General features: G+C 61.5%; 13 protein-coding genes, 1 tRNA gene and 1 pseudogene. 3 read left to right on the top strand and 12 right to left on the bottom strand.

Features of this window, described 5'->3' with window-relative positions; all coding sequences use genetic code 11:
- Positions 1-43 precede the first annotated feature (43 nt).
- From HMPREF0178_RS08525 to HMPREF0178_RS08470, 11 genes are all read right to left on the bottom strand, one after another.
- On the bottom strand, positions 44-2,023 hold the full coding sequence (locus HMPREF0178_RS08525; RefSeq protein ID WP_009380141.1) for a vWA domain-containing protein: 1,980 nt from the start codon (positions 2,021-2,023) through the stop codon (positions 44-46).
- Positions 2,024-2,285: 262 nt separating this feature from the next.
- Complete coding sequence (locus tag HMPREF0178_RS08520; RefSeq protein ID WP_009380139.1) at positions 2,286-3,335, bottom strand: hypothetical protein; 1,050 nt, start codon at positions 3,333-3,335, stop codon at positions 2,286-2,288.
- Between the two features lies 1 nt (position 3,336).
- Positions 3,337-5,991 (bottom strand): virulence factor SrfC family protein, encoded by a 2,655-nt coding sequence (locus tag HMPREF0178_RS08515; protein ID WP_009380137.1) that lies wholly within the window; start codon positions 5,989-5,991, stop codon positions 3,337-3,339.
- A 478-nt stretch (positions 5,992-6,469) separates the two neighbouring features.
- Positions 6,470-9,499: a virulence factor SrfB gene (locus HMPREF0178_RS08510; protein ID WP_009380135.1), complete on the bottom strand. Its 3,030-nt coding sequence runs from the start codon at positions 9,497-9,499 to the stop codon at positions 6,470-6,472.
- 416 nt (positions 9,500-9,915) lie between these two features.
- The gene (locus HMPREF0178_RS08505; protein WP_009380133.1) at positions 9,916-11,385 is read right to left on the bottom strand and encodes an SrfA family protein; all 1,470 of its coding nucleotides are present in this window, start codon (positions 11,383-11,385) and stop codon (positions 9,916-9,918) included.
- A 27-nt stretch (positions 11,386-11,412) separates the two neighbouring features.
- Positions 11,413-13,158 carry a serine protease gene (locus HMPREF0178_RS08500; RefSeq protein ID WP_009380131.1) on the bottom strand — a complete coding sequence of 582 codons (1,746 nt, stop codon included), beginning with the start codon at positions 13,156-13,158 and terminating at the stop codon, positions 11,413-11,415.
- A gap of 184 nt (positions 13,159-13,342) precedes the next feature.
- Complete coding sequence (locus tag HMPREF0178_RS08495; protein ID WP_009380130.1) at positions 13,343-14,194, bottom strand: glycine zipper domain-containing protein; 852 nt, start codon at positions 14,192-14,194, stop codon at positions 13,343-13,345.
- 42 nt (positions 14,195-14,236) lie between these two features.
- The gene (locus tag HMPREF0178_RS08490) at positions 14,237-14,623 is read right to left on the bottom strand and encodes a hypothetical protein (protein ID WP_009380129.1); all 387 of its coding nucleotides are present in this window, start codon (positions 14,621-14,623) and stop codon (positions 14,237-14,239) included.
- A 255-nt stretch (positions 14,624-14,878) separates the two neighbouring features.
- A complete protein-coding gene (locus HMPREF0178_RS08485; RefSeq protein WP_009380128.1) occupies positions 14,879-16,330 on the bottom strand; it encodes an aryl-sulfate sulfotransferase in 1,452 nt (483 codons plus the stop codon).
- A gap of 191 nt (positions 16,331-16,521) precedes the next feature.
- The gene (locus tag HMPREF0178_RS08480) at positions 16,522-17,859 is read right to left on the bottom strand and encodes an MFS transporter (RefSeq protein WP_005028106.1); all 1,338 of its coding nucleotides are present in this window, start codon (positions 17,857-17,859) and stop codon (positions 16,522-16,524) included.
- A 782-nt stretch (positions 17,860-18,641) separates the two neighbouring features.
- Positions 18,642-18,717 (bottom strand) — tRNA-Val (locus HMPREF0178_RS08470).
- 139 nt (positions 18,718-18,856) lie between these two features.
- On the opposite strand from HMPREF0178_RS08470, the gene HMPREF0178_RS08465 reads away from it, so the two are divergent.
- The 3 genes from HMPREF0178_RS08465 (at position 18,857) to HMPREF0178_RS08455 (ending at position 22,319) form a co-directional block, all read left to right on the top strand.
- Positions 18,857-20,983 (top strand): FUSC family protein, encoded by a 2,127-nt coding sequence (locus HMPREF0178_RS08465; RefSeq protein ID WP_009380127.1) that lies wholly within the window; start codon positions 18,857-18,859, stop codon positions 20,981-20,983.
- Between the two features lie 212 nt (positions 20,984-21,195).
- Positions 21,196-21,399, top strand: a complete 204-nt coding sequence (locus tag HMPREF0178_RS08460; RefSeq protein WP_009380126.1) for a DUF1656 domain-containing protein — start codon at positions 21,196-21,198, stop codon at positions 21,397-21,399.
- Complete coding sequence (locus HMPREF0178_RS08455; RefSeq protein ID WP_009380120.1) at positions 21,396-22,319, top strand: HlyD family secretion protein; 924 nt, start codon at positions 21,396-21,398, stop codon at positions 22,317-22,319. Before HMPREF0178_RS08460 ends, HMPREF0178_RS08455 begins: the two co-directional genes overlap by 4 nt.
- A gap of 396 nt (positions 22,320-22,715) precedes the next feature.
- Here HMPREF0178_RS08455 and HMPREF0178_RS20955 read toward each other — a convergent pair.
- Positions 22,716-22,944, bottom strand: a pseudogene (locus HMPREF0178_RS20955) (DNA mismatch repair protein MutL); the annotation flags it as partial.

Below are 22,944 nucleotides of genomic sequence, written 5' to 3'. Positions count from 1 at the left end.
TTCTTCAGAAGGGTTCTTCCTCCCCCTCCCCAATATTCTCCCCCTACGGCAGCATTGCCAGCGGGACGCGGTAAACCCAGTCGCCGGGATCCTTGGAGCCGAAGCTCTCCCAGTTGCTGACGTCGCGGTCGTATTCTTCGTAACGGGCGACGCGGGACTTGAGGCGGTTGATGAAAGCTGTCTGCTCCCCGACGCTCATGCGGTACCAGTCGTCCTCGGAAAGCAGCATGATGTCGCTCTTGTAGGGCAGATCGTCGAGGAATTCGCCGAGTACGCCCATATCGCGGAGGTTCGCGCCGGGCTTCTGGGAGAAGGCGGCGGGATCGCGGGCAAGCTGCGCCGAGGCGGACAGGATGCCCTGGAAGAAGTCCCGCGAGTCGGTCTTGCGGGTCCGCTCGGCGTTGTCGATGATGATCTTGAGCTGGCGCTGCAAATCGCTGAGCTGGTTCTTGGTCAGCAGAACGGCGACCGAAACGGCGCTGACGGGCTTTCCGGCGCTGAGGGCGTCGAGATCCGCGTCGGCAATCCATGAGGTCACGACTTCCGGCGCGCGGGTCCCCTGCTTTTTGCCGAGATACTCAAGCTGCATGGCGTAGCCAAGTTCCTCGCCGATCTGCTTGGCGCGCTCTTCCGGCGATTGGGCGGGCGCTTCCTGCGGCTTCACCGGAACCTTTCCGGCAAGGGCCTGCTTTACGCTCGAAACCAGCGCGGAGGACAGGCCCGTGGCGGCCTTGGCGAAAGAGGCGCTGCCCTTGGCGGCGTCCGTGGCCTGAATCGGGATGTACGCGCTTTTCCCTCCGGGCACGGCGGACAGCGTGGTGTAGGCTTTGGCGGCGTAGTCGATGTTGCCCTTTCCGGGGGGCGTGCGGACGTGTGCCACCACCAGCCGGATGTTGCGGGAGGCCGCAAGGTCGGCCAGTTCCTGCACGTCGAGGCTTGTGGAGGCGTTGGCGTCGCTCAGAGGCAGCGGCCCGGCGTCCGTGATCAGGAGCAGCACCCGGTTGGCGTAAGGCTGCCAGTTCAGCTGATCGAGCGCGGCCTTGACCCCGGCGAGGGAATCCTCGTTGAAGGAGTGGCTGGATGCCTTGGCTTCCTCAAGCCCGCTGAGGGCCTTTTCCAGTTCGTCGCGTTTGGTGGCGTCGCGGAAATCGCTGACGACCTTGGTAACGTATTCGAGCTTTGGCGACGCCTTCGTGCTGTTGCGGAAGGCCACGATGCCGAAGGAAACCTTGTCGTCCAGCTTGTCCTTGGCGACGGAGTCGAAAATGGCCCGCACCACATTGAGGCTTTGATCGATGTAGGGTTTCATGGAGATGGTCGTGTCGATGACCATTGCGATGCCCGTGCGCGGGACGCCGTCGTCCTTGGCGTCTTTTGGGGTGTTGGCGTCTGGCTTGTCCCCGGCGCTGCCGGGATCGATGGAGGCGACTTCAAGGAGCTTGGTCCCCTCGAACGGCGTGTCCACTTTCAGGATGGGCATCAGGTAGAAGCGGTTGCGCGAGACGGCACCCTGCGCGTCGTCGGGTTCCACGGCGAGGATGGGCAGATCCGCCGGGGCATCGCCCTGTTGTGCGGCCTTGGCTTCGGCGCGGAGTTTCGAAAGGCTGCCCGGCAGGTCTTCCGCCTGGCAGACATCCATGATGGCCTTGTGATCCTTAAAGAACAGGACAGGCTGGCGCTGTGAGCGGTCGGTGAAAAGCAGGGTAAGGGCCTGGTTCCATGCGGTGGTGTCCGTGGCTTTTATCCAGCCGTCGGGCTTTGTGGTGGACGCGCCGACCTCAAGCCAGTTCCCGTCGCGGGTGTATACATAAAACACGCTGAACGGGCGCACGGCCTTTTGGATGACCGTGGAGCCTTCCCCTTGTCCGGCGTACAGGCTCGTGCCTGGATGGGTAATCACCCGCTGGTACAGGGTTTTCTTGCCTTCCATCAGCAACGGCGTGCGATCCGCCGCGTGTGGCGTCGGCGTCCACCCCGCGAGGAGCGTAAGCGCCGTCAGTATGGCGATGAGGATTCGTTTCATGGGATTCTCCTGTCGGAATAATGCGTTCGGAGGCTGAGGCATGACGCCTCAGCTAACGAGAAGACTTTTTTTGCAGTAAAAGGCGTCTGGCATTGAAGGAAAGGAGGCGTCTTCAGAAAAGTGCCGCCAAGGTGAAGGCTGCCGTACTCACGTGATCGCGAAACGTCTTTGGAAAGAATGGGGTGGGCTCCGCGCTGGCAGGTTTGGAGAGGGAAAGGCCCCCTTTTTTTAAAGGGTCTCCTTCCCCTCCCCAATATTCTCTCTACTTCAACGCATCCAGCCGCTGCTGGGCTTCGGCGGCTCCGGCTGCGAGGGCTTTCTTGTAGCAGTCGCCGGCCATGTCGGTGTCCTTTTGGATGGTCCCGCGCTGGGGCTGCTTTGGGGAATAGAAGTCACCGAGCATGAGCAGGGCCTGCGCATTGCCCTTCTTGGCGAGCTCGTCGGCGATCAGGAATGCGCCGTCCTGCGCCTTGACGTCGTCCGCAGCGGCGAAGAGCTGCTGCGCGAGGGCCATAGCTGTGTCCGGCTCCACCTTGCGCTTGAGCGCGTCGCGGGCGACCTGCAACCCCTTGGGGCCCTTGATGTCATCGGGGGCGTATTTCACGGGCGCTTCCTGACCCGGAGGCAGATCCGCCGCCTCATGCTTCAGGACTTCGGCGGGCTTTTCCTCCAGCGTCGTGTCGGTTTTGGGCAGGACCCGCGTATAGATGAAGTATCCGGCCCCGGCAAGCAGAATGACCGTGAGGATAGCAAAGATAATGTTGAGAATAAGGCTCTTGTAGCTTTTGGGGCGTTCCTTCAGATTCAGCAGTTCGCTGGCCGGGACCGCCGAGCAGGGTTTCCCATCGAAGGAGAGCGACGTCGGCGCGGGGCCGGTTTCCATTTCCGGCATGGGCAGGGGCTCGCGTCCTGCGGAAGGCGCGGCTTTTGGGGCAAGCTCCAGATCGGGCAGGAGGCTCGGATCGCGCGAATAGACGATCCGGTTGATGCTGAGGCCGCCCTGCCACACATGCTCGGCGTCCGTGAACAGCACCACCTGATAAATGGCCTGCAATTCGAGGCTGTCCACAACGGTGGGGCCTACCGACAGGCTCAGGATTTCGCCCGAGGGGGCGACGGCGTCGGGCACGAGATGGGCGTCGCCGGGCTGCCAGCCGTTGGGACCGAGGCTCATGCCGTTGGACGGATCCTTGATCATGTAGAGAAGCGTGTTGGGAGCCGCGGAAAAACCGGGGCAGGAGGCCAGAATGAGGCCGTAGCCCGGCCCTTTGGCCTTGTCGGGTTCGAAACGGAGTGCACAGCGAAACGTCATGTCAGTTGTCCTGCGTGAAAACGGAAGGGTTCAGGTTGTTGATGAGTTGTCCGAGGCGGGCGTTCTGCTCCGGATCGAAGGTCTGCCCGCCTTCGTAGTCTGCGTTGCCTTCGATGAGGTGCATGAGCGCCGCCAGCCAATCGGTATAGTATTGCCTGTCAAATGCAAGGGGTTCGGCGGCAAGGTCGGGATACCCTTCCGGATCGGGCTGTTGCCCGAAGAGGGTACGGGTGCGCCCGGCAAGCTGGATGGTGCGCCTGGCCTCGGGGACGGACGCGGGGTTGAAGCCGAGCCAGTCCACGAAAGCGCTGATGCAATAGGCGGCCATGCTTGCCTGCCGCCAGATGAGCTTGTCGCGCCGGATATTGCGGTAGCCTGACACGTCGCGCACGGCCTGTGCCATGTCTTTTTCGAGGCCGAGGCGGGACATGCCCTGAATGAGTTCGTGGACAAACTGCCCGAAATCTTCGGCTTCAAGGCCGAAATACCGTTGGCGGACGGGATCGGCGGCGAGGGCGTTGAGCTGTTCGATCCACGCGCCGACGACGAGTTCCGCGAACGCGCCCGCCTCGTCCAGCGGATGAGGGGCGGCTTCGGTCGTCTCGACGGAGGCGGGCACCGGAGGGGCCATGTCGCCGAACAGGTCGTCCATGATGTCCTGCGCGCTGGCGGCGCTGCCCATGCTCGGCTGCGGCACGGGAGCCTGTTCGTTCTCGCGCATGAGCCGGTTTTCGACCTGATAATAGAGGGCGTACAGTTCGTGATCCCGCATGAGCATGGCCCGGAGCAGCTCCCCGAACCGCTGGTTCTGGGCGGTAAGGGCGAGGCTGCGGGCCAGACGCATACCGAGCTGGCGCTGCTGCTCGCGCAGGGCGGCCTTGTCGTCGATGCGGTGGAAGCGGCGCAGGTGCTCGACGAAGGGGCGCAGGTTGTCGGCCACGCGGTCCGCGACCTGACGCCGTTTGATCGCCGGGTCGCATACCGGGCGCAGCCGGCGGCGCAGGAAGGCCACGCCGCCGTCGTTGAGAGTGAACGCGGCGTTCCATGCGGCTTCGGGATCGGCAAAATGGCGGCGCACTTCGGGCGTATTCAGGAACTTGGCCTTCATGTCCGACACATAGGCTTCCTGTTCGGGACGGATGCCGGTTTCGCGGTCGCCGTCGAACGCAATGACCGCTTCCCAGCGGAATTTGGGATTGCGGAGCCAGTAGGTATTGTTGAACGGCTGGCCGGGCGTCCACTGTTCGGGCCAGTCATGCTGTTTGCCAAAAAAGTCGAGGAGCGAGGCGTGCAGGCGGTTGGACCAGCGGGTTTCGTCGTCCAGCGCGCCTTTTTTCTTCTCGAATTCCATGTCGAACTTGGTGAGCACGAGGAACAGCGTGGTGTGTCGGCCCTGCCTGAGTTCGGGCGTCTTTCCTGCGGCATCGGACACCCAGTCGTTGATGACGGCGGGCAGATCCTGCACTTCCTGATTGCTCGGGCCGATGCACAGGAGCATACTGGTCAGTTCGAGATCTGTCTTGTAGCGCTCGAAGAGGTAGGCCACCTTGCCGCGCAGGAAGAACTGGCGGATTTGATCGGGCTTGGCGAGTTCGCGGGCCACGTCGTCGGTCTTGAGGCGCGAGCGGTAGCCGGGGAAGTCGAGCAGGTCGGTGTGTTCGAAGAAATCGTCCGGCTTGTGGCGCATGGTGATGGCCAGTTCCGCCGTGAGCGCGGCGATTTCAGACCGGCCCGCCGTGACCCGGCGTCCGTCCTTCGTGACCAGCTCGAGGCTGTCCGCGCCCTCCGCCTCTCTGAGGCCGCGCAGCGTTTCCACGTCGATGATGCTGGTTTCGCGGGGGAGCAGGGCTTCCTTGCCGCAAAAAGCCTCATCGGGATAGCCGAGCGCGTCGAGTACCCCGCGCAGGCGCAGGTAGAGCCCCGTGAACGGTTTGGCCTCGTCCCACAGGATTTCAAACAGCGCGGCACGATCTTCGGGCGCGAGGCGTCCGGCGGCGTGGATGGCCTTGGGCCAGTACAGGTGCTCAAGCTTCTGGACCACGGCGGTGGCCCGGAAATTCCGGGTGACGTATTCCTTCAGGTCGATCATGTCGTCTTCGCTGAAGGAGGCCCGCCACGGTTCGCCTTTGGCCTTTTTCGCCAGTTCGTCCACGCGGGCGGCGAGGGCGTCCTCGTCGGGCGGGGTGAGGTGGCGGCAGTCGGCGTAGTAGGTATTCGTCAGGATTTTGACGATATCCAGTTCGGACAGCAGGCGCAGTTTCACGGGAAACATGGTCGGGGCGCCGCTCGGCGTCAGGGTGAAGCGCGTAACGAGGCCCGTGGACTCCTTGCCGCCCGCCGGGTTGATGTCCTGAATGAAATCGGCGGATTCGTCCCCGAGCGCCGCGAGCAGCGAGCCGTCGGCATCCTGCGCCAGCGCCGAGATGAGGTAGGACTTTCCGGACTGGCTCGGGCCGAACACGCCCACGCACATTTTCCGCGCGGCGGTGGCAGCTTCCTTGCGCAGGGCGCGGGCGAGCCGGTTGCTCTCGCGCAGGAGCGCCTCGCCGGAGGAGCCTGCGGCCTGCGGATTTGCCCGGACCCATTCGTCAACGCCGGCGAGCGTTTTGATGCCCGCTTCGCACTGTTCGACAAGCTTTTGATCGTCTATGGTCATTAGAGGAATGCCTCCCGGAGGGCTGGGGGAAATCGCTCTGTGTGCGATGCCCGTAAGACTCGAAGACTCGCCTAACGGTCACGGCTTCGCCGCCCTTTGGGTCGAATTTCCCTCAGACCCCCTCAGAGCGGCGGCACAGTGTTCCGTGCCGAAACGCTTCGCTTTTTCAGCGCAAAACACTGTGCCGCCGTTCCGAGCGGGTCAGTTGTGCCCCTTTTTCATGTCGTGGAACGGCAAGAGGCCGCCCCTTGTTTTTTCTTCACGCGGAACCGGGAAACTTCCGTCAGGAAACAATCCGCTACGGCTCCAGTTGTTTTTCATGCGAAACCGGGAAACTTTTACCAAGGGACAGTCCGCCGCGGCTCCGCAACCGTTTCCCGACCCGTTTACAAAAGTCTTGGGAGGGAGAGGGGTGGGGTTTGGGGGGGGGGGAGAGGGAAGCCTTTCTTCAGAAAGGTTCCCTCTCCCCTCCCCAAGTTCACAAAATATTAAAAACGCCCGTATCAAGCCAGTAGCCCTCGTCGGCGGGGAGGGTCTGAAGACGGATTTCGAGGTCGCGGGGATTGACCGGAGTGCCGTCCACGGCTTCGATTTCACTGACGGCGAGTTCCCCCTCGTCCCGTGACGCCGCGTCGGGCGCGTCCGCAAGATCCGCCACCGTGAAGGCGAGCTTCACCGTGTAGGGCAGACGGTTCCGGGCGTTGTTCCGCGCGGCGGGCGAGGCGAAATCCATCATGTAGAAGCGGGTGGTCGTCCAGCGTTCGGCCTCAATCTGCCGGAAGCCGATGGGGATCGGGCCGGAGAACTGGATGGACTTGTGCAGCTCGCCGCCGGAGGGGTTGTCCGTATCCGCCTCAAACCAGACCTGCGCCTGCCGGATCTGGCCGCCCGCGTCCATCGCGCCGATGAACCGGGCCGTGGACTTGAGGAACAGCGAGCCCGTATCAAAGGAAAAGCCTTCAAGATGGCCTTCGGACAGGGCGCAGAGGATGGCACCGACCACCACGGTCGTCTTGGGGTCGGTGATCTCGCCCCGGTTGTCGGCAAAGGGGTACCAGCTTCCCACCCGGAAATCGCGCATGGGGATGATGCGATCCGCCGGGACGGGGAGCTTGGCGAAGAAACTGGAAATGATCGCGTGCCATTTGGAAGGCCGCCCGGTGAGCAGGAGCAGGTCGCAGTTGTAGGCGTGGATGACCTCGCACAGGTTGGCGAGGATCTGGCCGAGCGTGTTGCGGATGGTCCTGTCGATGGCCCGGGGATCGATGCGCAGGGTTACATCCATGAGGCTGAACGGCTTTCCGGTCTGGCGCTCCACGGCCTCGTTGACGTACCGGATGAGCGCGGCGGAAGGGGGTTCCGGCAGGCCTTCCGTTTCGGGAGACGCGGGATCGGATTCCTGCGGGGCGTGCTCAGGCCGGAAGAACGCGGACAGCTTGCGTTCCTGCACGCCGCCCACGAGCAGATCCGCCTGTTCGTAGCCTTCAAGCATCCGGGTGACGACCGGGCCGGCGATCTGGCGGGCGAACTGGGTGCGCAGGGCGCGGTTGCGCTGCGAGCCGCCCACGGTATCCCGCCCGAAAAGCTGGCCAAGGAGGTTGCGGGGATCGGAAAGTCCCGTGGCCTGGCCGATGCAGGGCAGGACGTGCTGTTCGACGATTTCGCGGATCACGTCGTCGCCCGCGATGTTGAAACCGTCGCGGAATGCCATGTGCGGCTTGATGCGGGCGGCGGTGGCCTCATCCCCGGTGACGGCGAAGGTGGTGATGCTCAGATCGATGGTCCCGCCGCCGATGTCCACGTTGGCGATGCGCAGGGACGGCCCGTCCGCGTTACGCTTACGGCCCATGAGCGCGAAGAAGTGGCGGGCGTCTCCCTGGAACTTTTCGGTGATCTCGTTGTAGAGGTAGACGAGCTGGGTGCAGGTGGCCTCATCCCAGCTGCAACGGACTTCGGGGCTGACCCGGTAGTCCGGGCGGGTGTCCCGCATCCCCTGTTTGGTCGTGTACCACTGCCCCCAGCCGAGGGTTTCCCAGATCATGCGCACGGCCCACGTCACCCAGCGGCGGTAGATCCGCTGTTCGGCGATGGGCATGGCACTCGGCACGGTGAAGATGATCCGCTTGAGGCGGCGGGGCACGTCGGGCTGTTCGCGCTCGCCGCGCTGGGCCGGGGAATTGATGGTGGCGAGCGCGTGCATGATGATCTCGCTGAGGAGGAACATCATGGTCGAACTGCGGGTGAAATGGGCCTCGAACGCCACTTCGGGCTGCTGGGTGCGCAGGATTTTGGGGCGCGGGGACACGCCAGCGTCGTCGAAGCAGCACAGCGGCGTGCCTTCGCGGTTGATCTGCTGGATGAACACGCCCCGGGTGACGGGCGGTTCCAGCTCGGAGCCCGTGCCCCACGCGTTGAAGCGCCATTGCTGGGCGCGGGGGGACTCGTCCCACAGGTAGCGTTTGGGGCTGGACATGCCGGTATTGCCTTCCGCGCCCACGGAATGCTGGGCGAGGCGGGCGGCCTCGGGGCCGACGCGCACCACCGAGGGCCAGACAAAGGCCGGGGTGCTGCGGCCCGAGCGGGCGCTCAGGCGCGGGTTGCCGAAGGTGGCTTCCGCGAACTCGATGCGCGTGGCGAAGGGGCCGGTATAGGTGCGATCCGGCTGGCTCAGATCCCGGATCTGGAGCAGGTAGCTGTCGTTCAGGTTGGTCTGGCGCTGGGGGAGGGTTTCCACGAGCATCCCGGTGGAGCGGGAGTTGCCGAGATCGAGCACGAGATCCACATCCACGGGCGTCAGGTGGGCGGGGTCCACCACGCGCACGGTGGGGACGGTTCCGCTTGCGGCGAGCGTCTCAAGGAGCGTCAGGTAGGTGGCGAGGTGCTCCATGATGAACGGCGTATTCTCGCGCCATGTGGTCCGCCCGTTGTGGCGCGCGGTCTGGTGGGCATCGTAGATTTCGGCGATCCATTCGTCGACCCACAGCGTATTGAGGAACCACGCGTTGTCGCGGCTTTTGGGCGAGAGGGCGAAGCGGGCGTTCTCCGCCACGTCGTCGTCGCACAGGGCGAAATACTGGCCCGTGGGCTGTTCGCGTTCCTCAATAGTGGTATCGAACAGGAAGGTCAGGCGGTAGGCGCCATCGGAATCCTCGCGGCTGACGTGCAGGCGGGCCCAGTTGCTCGGCCCCTTTTCACATTTGAACGCGCCGTCCTTCCACTGCTCGTTGGAGAGCCGCAGGAAGGGCACGGGAACCCAGCGCCCCGTGAACGCTTCAAGCGCCCGGTTCGCGTCGATCTTGTAGTCGTAGTCTCCGGGCTGTCCTGTGTCGTCCAGCGGCACGGGGACGAGTTCCACTTGTCTGCGCGCCGAGGCTATGGCCGATTCCCCGGTTTGCGGGATTTCACGGAAATACGCCCAGAACCTGCCGAGGCTCTTCGCGTCGAGGCGGCAATCCAGAAACTGCGGGCAGCCGCCCGGTATGATGCTCACTGCTGACGTGTAGTTCATAGGGAGTCCTTACAAATGGGGGCGAGGAGGGGAATCTTTCCGGGGAAAGCGGAACATCCCCCGCCTTTCCCCTTACCGTCCTCTCGAAACTTCACCGCGTTCCTTTCAGAGGCTTTCGGAAGCCGGCGGCGGGCAGGGCGGTATGAAAAAATGTCCGCGTGGCGTCCGTATCCCGGAGCCGCGCCGTAAAAGTTTCTCCTATGCGTCCCGGAATGGCAACCTGTTGCGCTGAGAAATGGGCGGCCCTTCATTCTTTGTACCCAGCCTTTCAATGAAATTTTTCTCAGGGAACGCTGGGAATATGGATTCAATAAACACAAAAGTCTTTGGAAAAGGAGGGATGGGGTTTGGGGAAGGGAGGGAAAAGCTTTTCTTCAGAAAAGTTTTCCCTCCCTTCCCCAATGCCTTTGTGCCGTCTAATCCCTGAAAAACTTCGCGCTCCACGGGGAATTGTCGCCCTTGTTGCGTCCGTAGCACATGGCGTCGTTGCCCGCGCCGGGGCTGCAATCAATACGGAGGCCGTTGAAGCTGCCCCGTGAATTGCGGCTGGTGGCGTCTCCGGTGTCGATGTGCAGCCTGCCGTTCTGCATCTGCGCGTCGGCCCGGCCCGTGTAGGTCTTGCCCTGGCGGTCGATGATGGTGATCTGCCCCTTGCCGTTCTTGCCGAAGCAGAAGCGGACCTTGATCGGGTTGCCCCGCGTGTCCGAAAGCCCGGTGCGGCAGTTCCAGCAGCCGTCGAGGAAGTCCATCGACTTGTCGTCCTTGTCCGGCAGCTTCATGGGATCGCCCTTCTTCGGGGTTTCCTTGGGCGGTTCCGGCTTGGGCTCTTCCTTCTTCGGCGCGGGCTGTTCTTTCTTGGGTTCCGGTTTGGGCTCGGGCTTCGGTTCCTCTTTGGGAATGGCGGTCAGATCGCCGAGCAGGTCGCCCAAATCCTTGGGCGGTTCGGCGGGCGTTTCCACTTTGGGTTCCTCGACGGCGGGCGGCGCGGGAGGCTGGCAGGCTTCGGCACGCTTCCGGGCCGCTTGGCGCAAGACTTCGAGTTCGGCGCGCAAAGCCGTCAAATCCGCTTCGGATGGGCCGGGGTCCGCTGGCTGCACGGCAGGCTGAGGGGCCTGGGCTTCAATGGCGGGAGTCCTCGCGCATCCTGCGGGCAAGGGGAGGGGAGGAACCCACGGGAAGAGGAAGTGCAGGCCCCAGAACAGCAGCAGCGCGAGGAGCAGACCGAGCAGGAGCATGAGGAGCTTTTTCCACCACGGCTCGCCTTCCACCACAACCGTAGGCGGGATCGGGGCGGCGATGGGGCGTTCCGTCACTTCACCTTCGCGGACGATGCGATCCGGATCGCCGGATGCGCCGCTGGCGAGAGGCGTTTGCTGCGTGGGGGAGAACGGCGTGGCTCCCATTGCATAGATGCCTTCCTGCGCCGTGGAGGAAGAAAGGGTCATGCCCCAGCAGACCAGCACTGGCTGCGGCGGGCTTGCGGGCTCGCCCGAGGGGAGAGAGGCGTACAGGCATTCCTGCGTGGGGAAACGGGTAGCCAGATGCAGCATGGTGCCGCACAGGCTTTTATAGGGATCGCTGTCCGTCTGAAGGCTGGCGGCCAGCTCTTCGATATCCGAAAGGAGGCCCTGCAACCGTGTTTTTACGGCTTCCTGCGTTTCTGCGGGAAGCTCGGCAAGGGGCTGCACGGGGCCCGGCGTGTACCAGTCCACCGCCGTTCCCTGCGGGTCCATGAGCGGCTCGGCCAGCAGACGGGCGTGGGCTTCCCCGAGATGGGTCCGCAGCAGCCCGCTTAATTGGGCATGGCAGGTATAGACCTGCGAACCCTGAAACGCCAGTGCGCGGTAATCCCCCTTCCGGGTGGAGAGAATGAAATATCCGGCCATATCTGACTATCCTTGTTCAGGAACGGTTCATTGGTGTTCGGTGAAGGGGATGCCTTTCTCGCGCAGGAAGCCCATGATGGCGTCGCTGCCGAGCGCGGTCTGAGTCTGGCGGTTCGAGTCCGCATCCAGCCTGATGAAGGTGTTGATGCCGATGACGTCGCCCTTCTCGTTGACCAGCGGGCCACCGCTGTTGCCCTGCGAAACCACGGCGGAATGCACGATGTTGCGGGGCGTGGTCTGGAGGATGGCGTTGACCACGCCGTCGGTGAACACGACCTCGGGGACGGCGTTGAAGTCGCCCCTGAGGAGCCGCAGGTAGGCGGGATCCTGCTCGGAAACGAGGGCGGGGAAGCCCCATGCGCTTACCTTGTCGGTCCGGTTGACGGTCGGGGATAAGGGAAGGGCGGGAACCTGATCACCTTCGACAAGCATCACCTTGATGACCGCGAAATCGTATCCCGGCGTATCACTGCGCGCGACGACCATGCCCCGGCGCGCTCCGCGCAGGTTGGCGTTGGTCACCATCACCATATCGTCGATGGCGTTGGCCACGACGTGGCGGTTGGTCAGCACGTGATCGGGATTGATGAAAAAGCCGGTTCCCTGCTGCGCGCCGCCGGGGACGGGCGCGAGAATGAGTACCGTACCTTGTTCGAGGCGCTGCGGGATGGTGAGCGTGGACAGATCCATGGCCTTTGCCGGGACCGTGGCGTTGGCGGAAGGCAGGGGCGGGAGGGAGATGCCGGGGACCGCTTCCCCGGGCAGGTTTTCCGGAACGTCCTTGCCGGGGGTGGTTTCTCTGGCGTCGGGTTTCGCATCCGTCTTTCCGGCATTGCCGTCAAAGAAGGCTTTCAGCTCGCACGGCGCCAGTTCCAGCAAACCCTGCCAGAACGCTTTTTCGCGGAGCAGGTTGGCCCATTCCGCCTTGCGTGCCGCCTCTTCGGGGGACTCAGCCGCAACCGGGGGCGTTTCCGGGGCAACGGGCTGTTCCTGGGCCGTTTTTACGCAGGAACGCAGCAGGAAAAGCAGGAGTACGCCCAGCAGGATGCCGAGGAGCAGGGCTCCGAAGAGGCCCGCCTTGCTACGCCGGATGATGGCGTTTCCCGCCGTTGCCCCGGCAATACCTGCGGCGGTTCCGGCCGCCGTTCCGGTCGCGCCCGCTGTTCTTGTTCCGGCGGAAGGGCCAGCCGCACGGCCCGCACCGGGAACGGCATTGCGTGCCGCCGTCCCGGCAACCGCTGCGGCGGAAGCTCCCGTTGCAGCCGTTGCCGCTCCAGTCACACCGGAGGGCGTTTCCCCGTTTTCCGGCTCGCCCCAGAGTATCGGGGCCGTGGCTTCGTCCGTGCCTTGCGGGAGCAGGCCCCAGTTGACGAGCACGGGATGGCCGTTGACGACGAAGACATTGTCCGCCGAAGGGATGAACAGCGCCTTGCGGAGCAGGACGCCGCCGGGCGTGTCGTCGAGATGGGGGGTGACGGCTTCCCGCGCCCGGCGCAGGGCAGCCCGCGCCTGTTCGGCTTCTCCCGCGTCGAGGCGGGAGAGGGGGGTGCCGACGCCTTCCAGCGGCGTATACCAGGAAATGGAGGCGTAGCCCGCCGGTGTGGCCTGCCCGGTAACGGGTTCGGCCCACAGGGTGCCGAACCGCCCAAGGCCGATTTTTTTCAGATAGGCCTGCAACGCTTCGTACTGCGAAGGGAGCGCGCCCTGTTCCGTATGCAGGGCGGCGAAAGCCGACGTATCCGAAGCCTGTATGAAATGAAGAGGATTACCCATAGTTGTACCTTCGGTGAAATGGCACGGAGGCGTTGGGGAAGGGAAGGAAAACTTTTATGTTATCGAATCCCTGCCCCTAACATTCCATAAAGCAAGGGATCTTGGGAATGATGGATACTTTAAAACGCAATGTTCCGGAAACTCCCGCCGAGCAGCCTTCCCCCTTCCCCCGATCCGTTCCCCACTAACCCTGAGCGAGCATCACCTTGTCCATCTGCAGCTGGATCTCGTCGAGATCCGACTTCACCGCGGTGAGCTGCGCCGTGGATTCCTTGTATGAGCCCACGCCGTTGGAAAGGTTCTGCAACTGGTCGCCCGTCTGCTTGCGCGTGACGGTTTTCGTGGTCTTGCTGGTCTTCTTGGATGTCGTGGCCACGGTCTGTACCGGGGGGATCGGGCGGCTGGCCTTCTTTGCCTCGACGGTCAGCACCTGCCGGTATTCGGCTTCGCGCTTGTCGGCCTCGCTGAGCGTGCTGCCCAGAATGGCGGACGCCTCGGCAAGCCCGCTCTTGATTTCGGCATAACGCTGATCGAGTTCGGCGCGGGTGATGCGCTTGGCCTTGTAGTCCTCAAGGGCGGCCCTGAACTTCGCGCTGTAGCAGTTGTAGGCCACCTGCCCGGCGGCGGTTACGCGGTTCAGGGAATTGACGTCGGCATTCAGGTCGCGGGCATAGCTGGCGAGGCGGACGCGGTCGTCCCTCTCGTTGTTGTACTTGGCGACGAGATAGCTCGCCCCGGCCCCGGCTCCCGCGCCGATGGCGGCCCCGGCCAGAGCGCCTTCCGCCTTCCCGGTCTGGCTCGCGCCGATGACCGCGCCGAGCAGGGCACCCATCGTAGTGCCCATGACCATTGTGGTGTTGAAGCTCTTTTCGGCGCTGCGCAGATCGGCGATGGGCTGGTAGCAGTCGGGATAGTAATGCACGTCCGTCGTCTGCGCGCCGTATTTGCTGGCGCAGCCCGTAGCCAGCAGGCTGCAAAGGCACGTCATGACGATGCAGTAAAGCGCTCCTTTCCGGGTGGTGAAGCTTCCCTTCATGCCTGTCTCCATGCGTTGCGGGTTATGTACAAAGAAAAATCTTTATTCATCAATGGTTCGGTGCCCGAAGTACTCGTCCCCTTCCGGCGTCAGTGCGATGTCGTTGGAGACGTGGTCGGTGACGCGGCAATAGCCGAAGTTCAGCCATTCGTCCACGACGTCGTTGAGCGTGGAATGAGAGAACCCCGCCTGTTCCGCTTCGTCCAGCAATTTGGGGAAGACTCCGGACGGAAGCGGCTTCGGGGCGTTTCTGAGCGCCTTTCTGAGCCAAGATTCGGCGGATTGGAAATCGTGCACGGGGAATCCTTTCCGGGGCAGGCCCGGCATCTGTCGTATTTTTTGGGGAATGGTATGCCGTTTCGCCAAAATCAGCAATGTGATGCCGTAAGGGGGGACGCCGGGGCGGTCGGGGAGGTGCCGCGTATGCATGGCCGCTTCCCGTATTTTCGTTTACGGCGTGACGGGCGGAACCCCGAACGGGAAGTCGCCGGTCCTCCGCTCTTTTGCGAAAGGGACAACGCGGCGCCGTACGGGAGGGCTGAAAACGTAAAGAGCCCGGGCAGGGCCCAGGCTCTTCGCGTGGAGGAGGCAACCGAGAGGAGATAGTGGAGAAGCGCAGAGCGTGAAGGAGGCCGTTGTCCGGGAGGGGAACAGGGGAGGCCCCTGTTTCCTTCCCGTGCTTCTTTATTGATCTTCAGGATCGTCCACGGAGGCGACGCAGAGGGCATTGTCCCCTTCGTAGGGTGCGCAGCCTTCGATGGCGATTTCGGAATCGCGGTCGCCGAGCGCGGCGGCACCGGGCATCCGGAAGGCATTCACATCAATGCGTTCAATGGGCGTTTCTTCCTGCTTGCCGAGCTGCGGGACCCACTCGTAGGGCACGCGGTAGGCGCGGTAGACCATGTTCATGGGCAGCTTCTGGCCCCAGTAGGGCGAGATGAATTCCCAAACCAGCTCGTGATCCTTGGTGACTTCAAAGACGCGCCCGTCGGAGCCCTCGGTGATCAGGGTGTTGCCGTTGGGCAGGCGCTGCATACCGCTGATGAAGGGGCTGTAGAAACGGTTGCAGTCCATCGGGGCGAGGAAGCCCGCTTCGGTGGGGGTGTACTGCCATACGATTTTCATGGCCACGGGATCGATTTCCAGCACGCGGGAGTGGTCGCGCAGGGCGGCCTTCACGCCGGTGGGGGAACCGGGGTTGGGCACGTCGTAGCCGCCCCAGCCGCCGTTGTCGAAAATCAGGATATTGCCCTCTCCGGGCAGTCCGCGCGGGACCATATGGCAGTGGTGCTGGCCGATGATCCAGCCGATGGCCTTGGCTTCGGGGCTGTTGTCGTAGTCGGGGCCGAGTTTCCAGACGATTTTCCCGGTAGCCTTGGAGATGATGAAAATGATGTTGGCTTCGCGGCCGTCCACGATGATGTTGTCGGGATGGAAGCGCTCGTCGCCCGCGTCATGCCATTTGTTCGGGCCGAGCACGGACATGGAGTTGATGTGCATCCAGTCGCCCATGCCTTCGGGCTGCGTCTGGCGGTAGTTGGGGTCGCGGGCGAGGGTGTTCTTGGGGCCTTCGCGGAAGCCCATTTCGTCGAAATGCTCGTTGCAGTGCCATTCCCATACGATGTCGCCGTCCCAGTCCACTTCGAGGATCACGTCGTCGAGGAGCTGCTTGTCGGAAATCTTGGGATTGCGGGCGTTGCGGTGCGCGAGGACGAGGGTGTTGCCGGAGTCGGTCTTGGGCTCCATGCCGGGCGCGTAGTAGCCGGTGGTGCTGCCTTCGCGCTGGTAGTCGTGGTGGCTGCGGGCCATCCAGCGGCCGGGGATGCCGGGATCTTCGATGTATTCGTTGCGGTCGAACTTCCAGACCACGTTTCCGTCCCAGTCAATCTGCACGAGATCGAGGCCGTCCTGCACGCCGTAGCGCCCGTCACGGGAGCCGCGCGAGGTCATGAGGTAGCCGCCGGGGAAAATCTTGTTCGGGAAGCCGTGCACGCCTTTCCAAACCTTGTTTTCGCGGCCGTTCATGTTCATGAGCACGGCGCCCACTTCCAGAGCCTGAAAGATCGTGAAGCCGTTCCAGCACTTTTCGGGATTATATACGGTGACGCCGGTAGGATAGATAGTCGGGTGACCCATGATGCCCTCCTGATTGGTTTCTCTCTTTCCATACATGAAAGAAGGTTTGGCGGATGTTGCCCCTGAATCGTTTCTCACGCCGATCCGTTCCCGTGGGGGGACTCCCCATAGTACGACATTGGAGGAGAGAGGAGGGGCTTCGGGGGAATGGGAATGCTCCTTCTGAGAAACGCCCACCCCCCTGTATCCAGCTAGGCGATTTCTTCAAGCGACTTGCCGCCGGTGCGCTGGCCCCAGATGGCGATGACCACGGCGGGGACAAAGCAGAGGAAGCTGAAGATCCAGAACACGCCGTCGAAGCTGTACGCAGCGTAGGCCATCGGGATGAGCGGCTGGGCCGCGGCCACGGCGAGGCGGCCGGTGGAGCTGTGGAAGCCGGTGGCGGTGTTGCGCATACGGGTGGGGTAGGATTCGGCGGTGTACGAGAAGACCGTGAAGCCCATAGCCATGACGACCGCGGTGAGGACGACGCCGGTGAGGACGACGGGCCAGTAACCGGTCATATTGCCGAAGATGGGGCCAAGTACGGCGAGGATGATCAACATACACATGATCGGGATCTTGCGCCCGCCAAGGTCGGTGACGAAGGATGAGAAGAACAGCCCGGCGGGTACGCCGACGGAAATGATCGTCGTGGCCATGAGGCTGTCTTCAAGCGAGAACCCGTGCGCCTTGAGCAGGGTCGCGGTCCAGTTGGTCACGGTGAAGGTGGCGGGGTTGGTGAAGACCACGATGGCGAGCAGGACGAGGGTGCGCTTGATGTACTGGCGGCGGAACATGCCGGTCAGCACTTCCATGACGGGGACCTTGGTCTGCACGTTCTTGGCGGCCTCGGAAAGGTCCACATGCTTGCCGGTGATTTCAAAGACGACCTGTTCCGCTTCTTCCAGCCTGCCGCGGGCCACGAGCCAGCGGGGGGATTCCTTGAGGTAGCGCAGGCCGACGAAGAAGGCGATGAGGCCGACGCCGCCGAAGTAGAAGATGAAGCGCCACGCTTCCTCGGCGAGGGGGATGATTGCGCGGCACATGACGCCGATGACCGGCACGGCGGAGAAACCCACGGCGGCCACGAGGTTCTGCCACTTGCCGCGTGATTCGGCGGGGGCCATTTCGGCGATGTAGGCCTGTGAGCAGACCATGAGGCAGAAAACGCCGAAGCCGGTCATGGAGCGGGCGATGACGAAGACGTGGAAGTTGTCCGTAAAGCCGTTCAGCACCGAGAAAAACGAGAATGTGGCGATGGAGATGAGAAAGGTCTTCCGGCGCCCGATGAAGTCGGAGATGACGCCTCCGAAGAAGCCGCCCGCGGTCATGCCGATGAAGTACCAGAGCGTGACCACGCCGATGTCGGACATCTGCAGGCCCCATGTGTGCATGAGCGCGGGGGCGATGAAGCCGAAGTTCCAGTTGTCCATCTGCTCGCAGAAGTAGGCCATCATGATGATGAAGAAGACGATTTTGTGGAAGCCGGTTACGGGCATTCCATCAAAATAGTTGTTGGGGATCTTCTTGACTGTAGATTGGCTCATAGTCGCTTCTCCAAAAGTCGATTATGTGCGAGAGTCTTCGATGCCGTTTTCCGTTTTCTTTATCCCGATTACATTGCAGGAAAGAATACGGCATTCGGCAATCATCGCTGTTTTAGCCTCAAAAGATACGAGGTTGAACAACTGCCTGTTACGATGCTGAGAGAAAAGGAAGAATGTCTTATACAGTAAAAACAATGGAACGTTTCTGGCCATTATCCTTTTTTTACATGTTCGGTACAGGCCTTTTCCGGATTGGCTGTGTATGCAGAATACGAGAAACGCGAAACCGGAAATGTTACGAGCGCAGCATTTCACGAAAAAAGTGAAAAAAATTTCAACCTCGATACTCAAGTCGTCTTTTATTATTTAATATACTATTATAATTTATTTTTTATGTCACGATACGAACGTATGGACTGCATAAAGAGATCTATGATGCCTGTCCGGTACAAAAAAAATTGGGTCAGGAGAAACATATCTGCTTCTTGAAGCCCTTTTTTTCACATCTCCTGAACCCGTTGATAAGAAACGAAAAAAACAGGCAGAGGAGGCATGAGGCATGGGAGGGGCATCAACAGGCCCCCGCAAGTGGATGCCCCTCTCGTTCGCTTGTAACAGCGGAAACGGTGAAGGTATGGACATGGAGCGGTGGGGCGGGCGGCTTTTCGGATGAAGAAAGGCGGGCTGGAGGCTGGCCGGGGTTCAGGAAAGGAGTCGTTCCGGCCGGGAACGGAAAACAAGAAACCCCTTACGGAGATGAGTCCGTAAGGGGTTGAATTCGCTGGTGGGCGGTACAGGACTTGAACCTGTGGCATCCGCCTTGTAAGGGCGGCGCTCTACCAACTGAGCTAACCGCCCGTTCGTATGCAGCGCCTCTTATAGGGGAAAACAGGCCCGAAGTAAAGGGGCACGGAGTATTCTCAAAGCTCTCAGCGGATTGACGGACATCTGAGGCACGGTACTATGGCGGCATCCTTAACCTCCACCCTCCTTTGCCATGACCGCCGAACTGTCCTCCCGCATCCATACCGCCGCCGTAACCGCGCTGGCCTTCGTCTGTACGTATGTGCTGGCATTCTATTGGAATCTGGACAGGCCATTTTGGGCGGGGTTCACCGTGTTCGTGATCAGCCTGCCGAGCATCGGCCAGACCCTGCAAAAGGGCGTGCTGCGGATGTTCGGCACGATCGCCGGGGCTGTCGCCGCCCTTGTCCTGCTCGGGCTTTTCGCGCAAGAGCGTATGCTCCTTCTGTCCGTGCTGTCCCTCTATCTGTGCCTGATGCTCTATCTTATGCTGACAAGCGTTTACTATGGCTACGCGTTCTTCATTTCCTGCATCGTCACGCTGATCATCTGCCTCATGGCGGTTCACGAACCCCAGGATGCCTTTCATCTCTCCGTATACCGGGTTGAGGAAACACTGCTCGGTATCGGCGTGTATACCGTTGTAACACTTGTTTTTTCTCCAAGGACATCCATCAAGTCCCTGTATCGCGGCGTGCAGGATCTCATGGCGGGGCACAAGGCCCTTTTCGTCATGAACGAGGGGGCCGGAGCGGAAGGGCAGATGAGCCGCATGTATACGCAGTATGTCGGCATGAGGGAAATCCTCGATAAAGTTGGGCAGCTTGTCCCGGCCGTGCAACTGGAGACGTATCAGGTTTACCGTTACCGGGAACACTGGGAGCGCGCCGTCCGGTGCAGCGCCGAACTGCTGGAGCTCCAGCGGCGCTGGATGGGGACCCTCGTGGCCATGAAAGATTTGGATATGGCATCCCTTTTTCCTCATTTTGAGTCGCGGGTCGCCGAACTGGGGAAACTTTTCGATCGCCTGGATGCCCAGGGGAAGGAAGGCTCTCCCGGTGGTTCCTCGAAGCCCGAAGACGTACAGCCGCTCGCGTTCGATGAAAGCGTATTCGAGAAACTCGGCTCTACACGGAAGGGATTGGCGTTTTCTGCGGTGAAGCTGTTTGAGGAACAGACGGCGCACTGCCGCGAGCTGCTGATGCTGGCCGGTTTTCTGCTGCATGGCGGGCCCATGCCCGAACTGAAGCCGTCGGCATCAAAAAAGGCCCTTTCCGTCATCAAGCCCGAGCAATACGCCTACATGTCCCAGATGTTCGTCATTTTCTGGGTGGCGACGCTGTGCTGGATACTCCTCAACCCTCCGGGGCTGGAATCCATCGCTTTTCTGGAATTGACCATCGTGCTCGGCCTGATCGGCATCATGACCGGCGAAGACAAACCGCTGCGCCAGGTGCTGATCTTTGCGCTCGGCATCGGCTGTACGGGGCTGGCCTATACCTTCATCTATCCTCTGGTTTCCAACCTTGGCGAGTTCATCGTCATGATGGGGGTATCGGGATTTTTCATCACATTCGCGTTTCCGCGCAAGGAACAGAATTTCACCAAACAGGCCTTCATGCTGCCGTGGCTGTCCATAGGCAATTTTACGAACCTCCCGACATACGATTTCGGGCAGCTGCTGGTTGGCTCCTTTACGCTGCTGTTCGGCATTTCCATCGTTTCCCTGGTCCATTACGCGCTGTTCATGCCCAATACGGAAGCCCTGTTTCTCCAGAGGCAAAAGGCCTTTTTCCGCTCGTCGGAAGCGTTGCTGCTCCATTTGCGGGCTTGCCGCGAGCAGCGGCGCGGCTCCCTGTTCCGTCTGAGGATGCTTTTCCGTCTGCACAGGACGCGTTTTTTGGCTGAAGAGATCGGCATCCTGGCAAAAAAACTCCCCGTGACCTTTGTGAAACCCGAACTGGTCCGCGTTTTTTCCACGGAGGTTCAGGACATGGTGTCCTCAATGCAGGGGCTCTATGCCCGGCTCCGCTCCGTGGATAGCGATCTGCTGTGCCCTTCCCAGCCGGGTACGGCGCGTGTGTCGCTTGTGGAAGCACCTTTGAAAGACCGGCTTGAATCCATGGAAGCGGTGGTCCGTTCCATGATTGACGGCTTGCGCGAAAGCGCCCGCGCCGAGAAAGGGCCGGATGCGCCCGCGGGTGGCCAGGTTGTGCAGGACTTGCTCGTTTCCTGTGCGGGCATCATGAAATCGTTGTCCAATACGCTCGATTTGATGCGTTCCCTTCCGGTGGAGGTCGATTCCCGGAACAAGTTTTGAGAGGGAACGTGGGATTGGGGAAGGGAACCCCTCCCCTGTCCATCCCTCCCAAGGCTTCCGAGTGGTGGGGAGGCGGCGCCACAGCCCGTACCTTTTAACGTGCTCGGGGAGAGGATGCGCCGTATGTATGATTTGTCTTTTTGGGATTTCATAAAAATACAATGAATTTATTCTATTGCAAATATTTCTCCGTATGTTGAAGGAAGGTGGGTATGCCGCATGAACTTGCCCTGGTGGGCATCTATTTTTCGCCGCTTCTCCCCATAGTGCTGTTTGGCATTCTGGGCGCGCTGGCGACGGCGTTTGTGTTGAACCGTACCGGGCTTTCCGGCTGGTTCGCCAATCCGCCGTGGGTGTTTATGGCGTTGATCGTCATTTATGTGTGTCTCCTCCTACCGTTCGGGATGGTTCTATGAGCATCAACAGTTTGCTTCGCTGGTTCCTGACGCTGCTGATCATCGTGATTGCCTGCGTTTTCTGCTACATCCGTTACAACGCCTATTTCAGGAATCCGTGGACGCGTGACGGGATGGTGCAGGCGGAAGTCATTCAGGTCGCCGCCCGCGTGTCCGGGGAGGTCAAGACCGTGCATGTCCGCGACAATCAATTTGTGAAAGTGGGCGATCCGCTTTTTGATTTGGACGACAGGCCATCCCGCGTGGCGCTTTCGCAGGCCGAAGCCAACGTGCGCCAGAAGCAGGCTGTTGCGAAGGCCGCCCGTGACAGGGCGGGGCGCGATGCAAGGCTTCAGCAGAACGCGCCGGGTGCGATTTCTCCCGAAGCCTTTCAGCAGGCCGAAGATCAGCTGCTATCTGCCGAGGCCGACGTGGCGGTTGCGCAAGCCCAATTGGATCAGACTCGCTTGAATCTGGACTTCACGCACGTTACGGCTCCAGTGAACGGGTACATCACCAATCTGACGGTGCAGCCGGGGACCATGTCGACGGCCTATCGCCCTTTGGTTGCTCTGATCAATGCGGACAGTTTCCGCGTGGACGCCTTTTTCCGCGAGACGCAGATCCGGGATTTCCGCCCCGGCGACAGGGCGCTGATCACGCTCATGACCTATTCCGATACGCCGCTTGAGGCTACGGTGGAGAGCATCGGCTGGGGGATTGCCCGCGAGAACGGGAGCACCGGCGAGCAGCTTTTGCCTTCGGTCAGCCCCACGTTCGAGTGGATACGGCTGGCGCAGCGCATTCCCGTCAGGCTTCATTTCGACGCGCTTCCAAAGGGAATCGAGCTCCGTGCGGGCACGACGGCCTCCGTACTTGTCCGCGTTCATCCCGAAGACACCGCCGCGTCCATCCCTCCGCTGCCGACGATTGGGCAGTAGAAATATGGGGCATGAAAGAATTGGAGGGGAAAGGGGAAACTTTCTGTAGAAGGGGGGGGAGCACCCCCACGTTTCCCCTTTCCCCTCCAAACTGTCAGAGCGGCTCGCTCCTTCCCTAGCCTCTTCAAAGACTTTTGACTGGTGGGGAGGCTAGGCGGCAGGAGTTCATTTCGTCGAAGTTTGATAAAAGAGCATGGAGTAATTTTGTTGTTTGCTTAACGTCTTTCTCAATAATAAGCCCGAATGATTTCATTCGGGCTTTTCTGTTGCCCACAGGGAAAGCGGGGAAAAAGGGATTCGATAAACACGAAAGTCTTTGAAGGAGGGGGATGGGGGTTTTGGGGAAGGGGGGAGGGACTTTCTCCAGAAAGTTCCTCCCCCTCCCCTCCAATTCCCTTACCCCATCCTTTTGAACATCTTGTCCAGATCGCTGGTGCCCCATTGCAGGACGCAGGGCCGCCCGTGCGGGCAGAACTGGCGGTTCTCGGTCATGAGCCACTGGGCGATGAGGTTGACCGCTTCATCCGGGGCGAGGGCGTCCCCGGCCTTGATTGCGGCCTTGCAGGCCATTGTGGCCCAGAGCGAATGGAGATCCTCCTTGCGCCCGGCGAATACCTCACGGATG

This window comes from Bilophila sp. 4_1_30, assembly GCF_000224655.1.
Lineage (GTDB): Bacteria > Desulfobacterota > Desulfovibrionia > Desulfovibrionales > Desulfovibrionaceae > Bilophila > Bilophila wadsworthia.
Note: the sequence above shows the minus strand (reverse complement) of the source record. Positions and strands in the feature narration are given on the sequence as shown.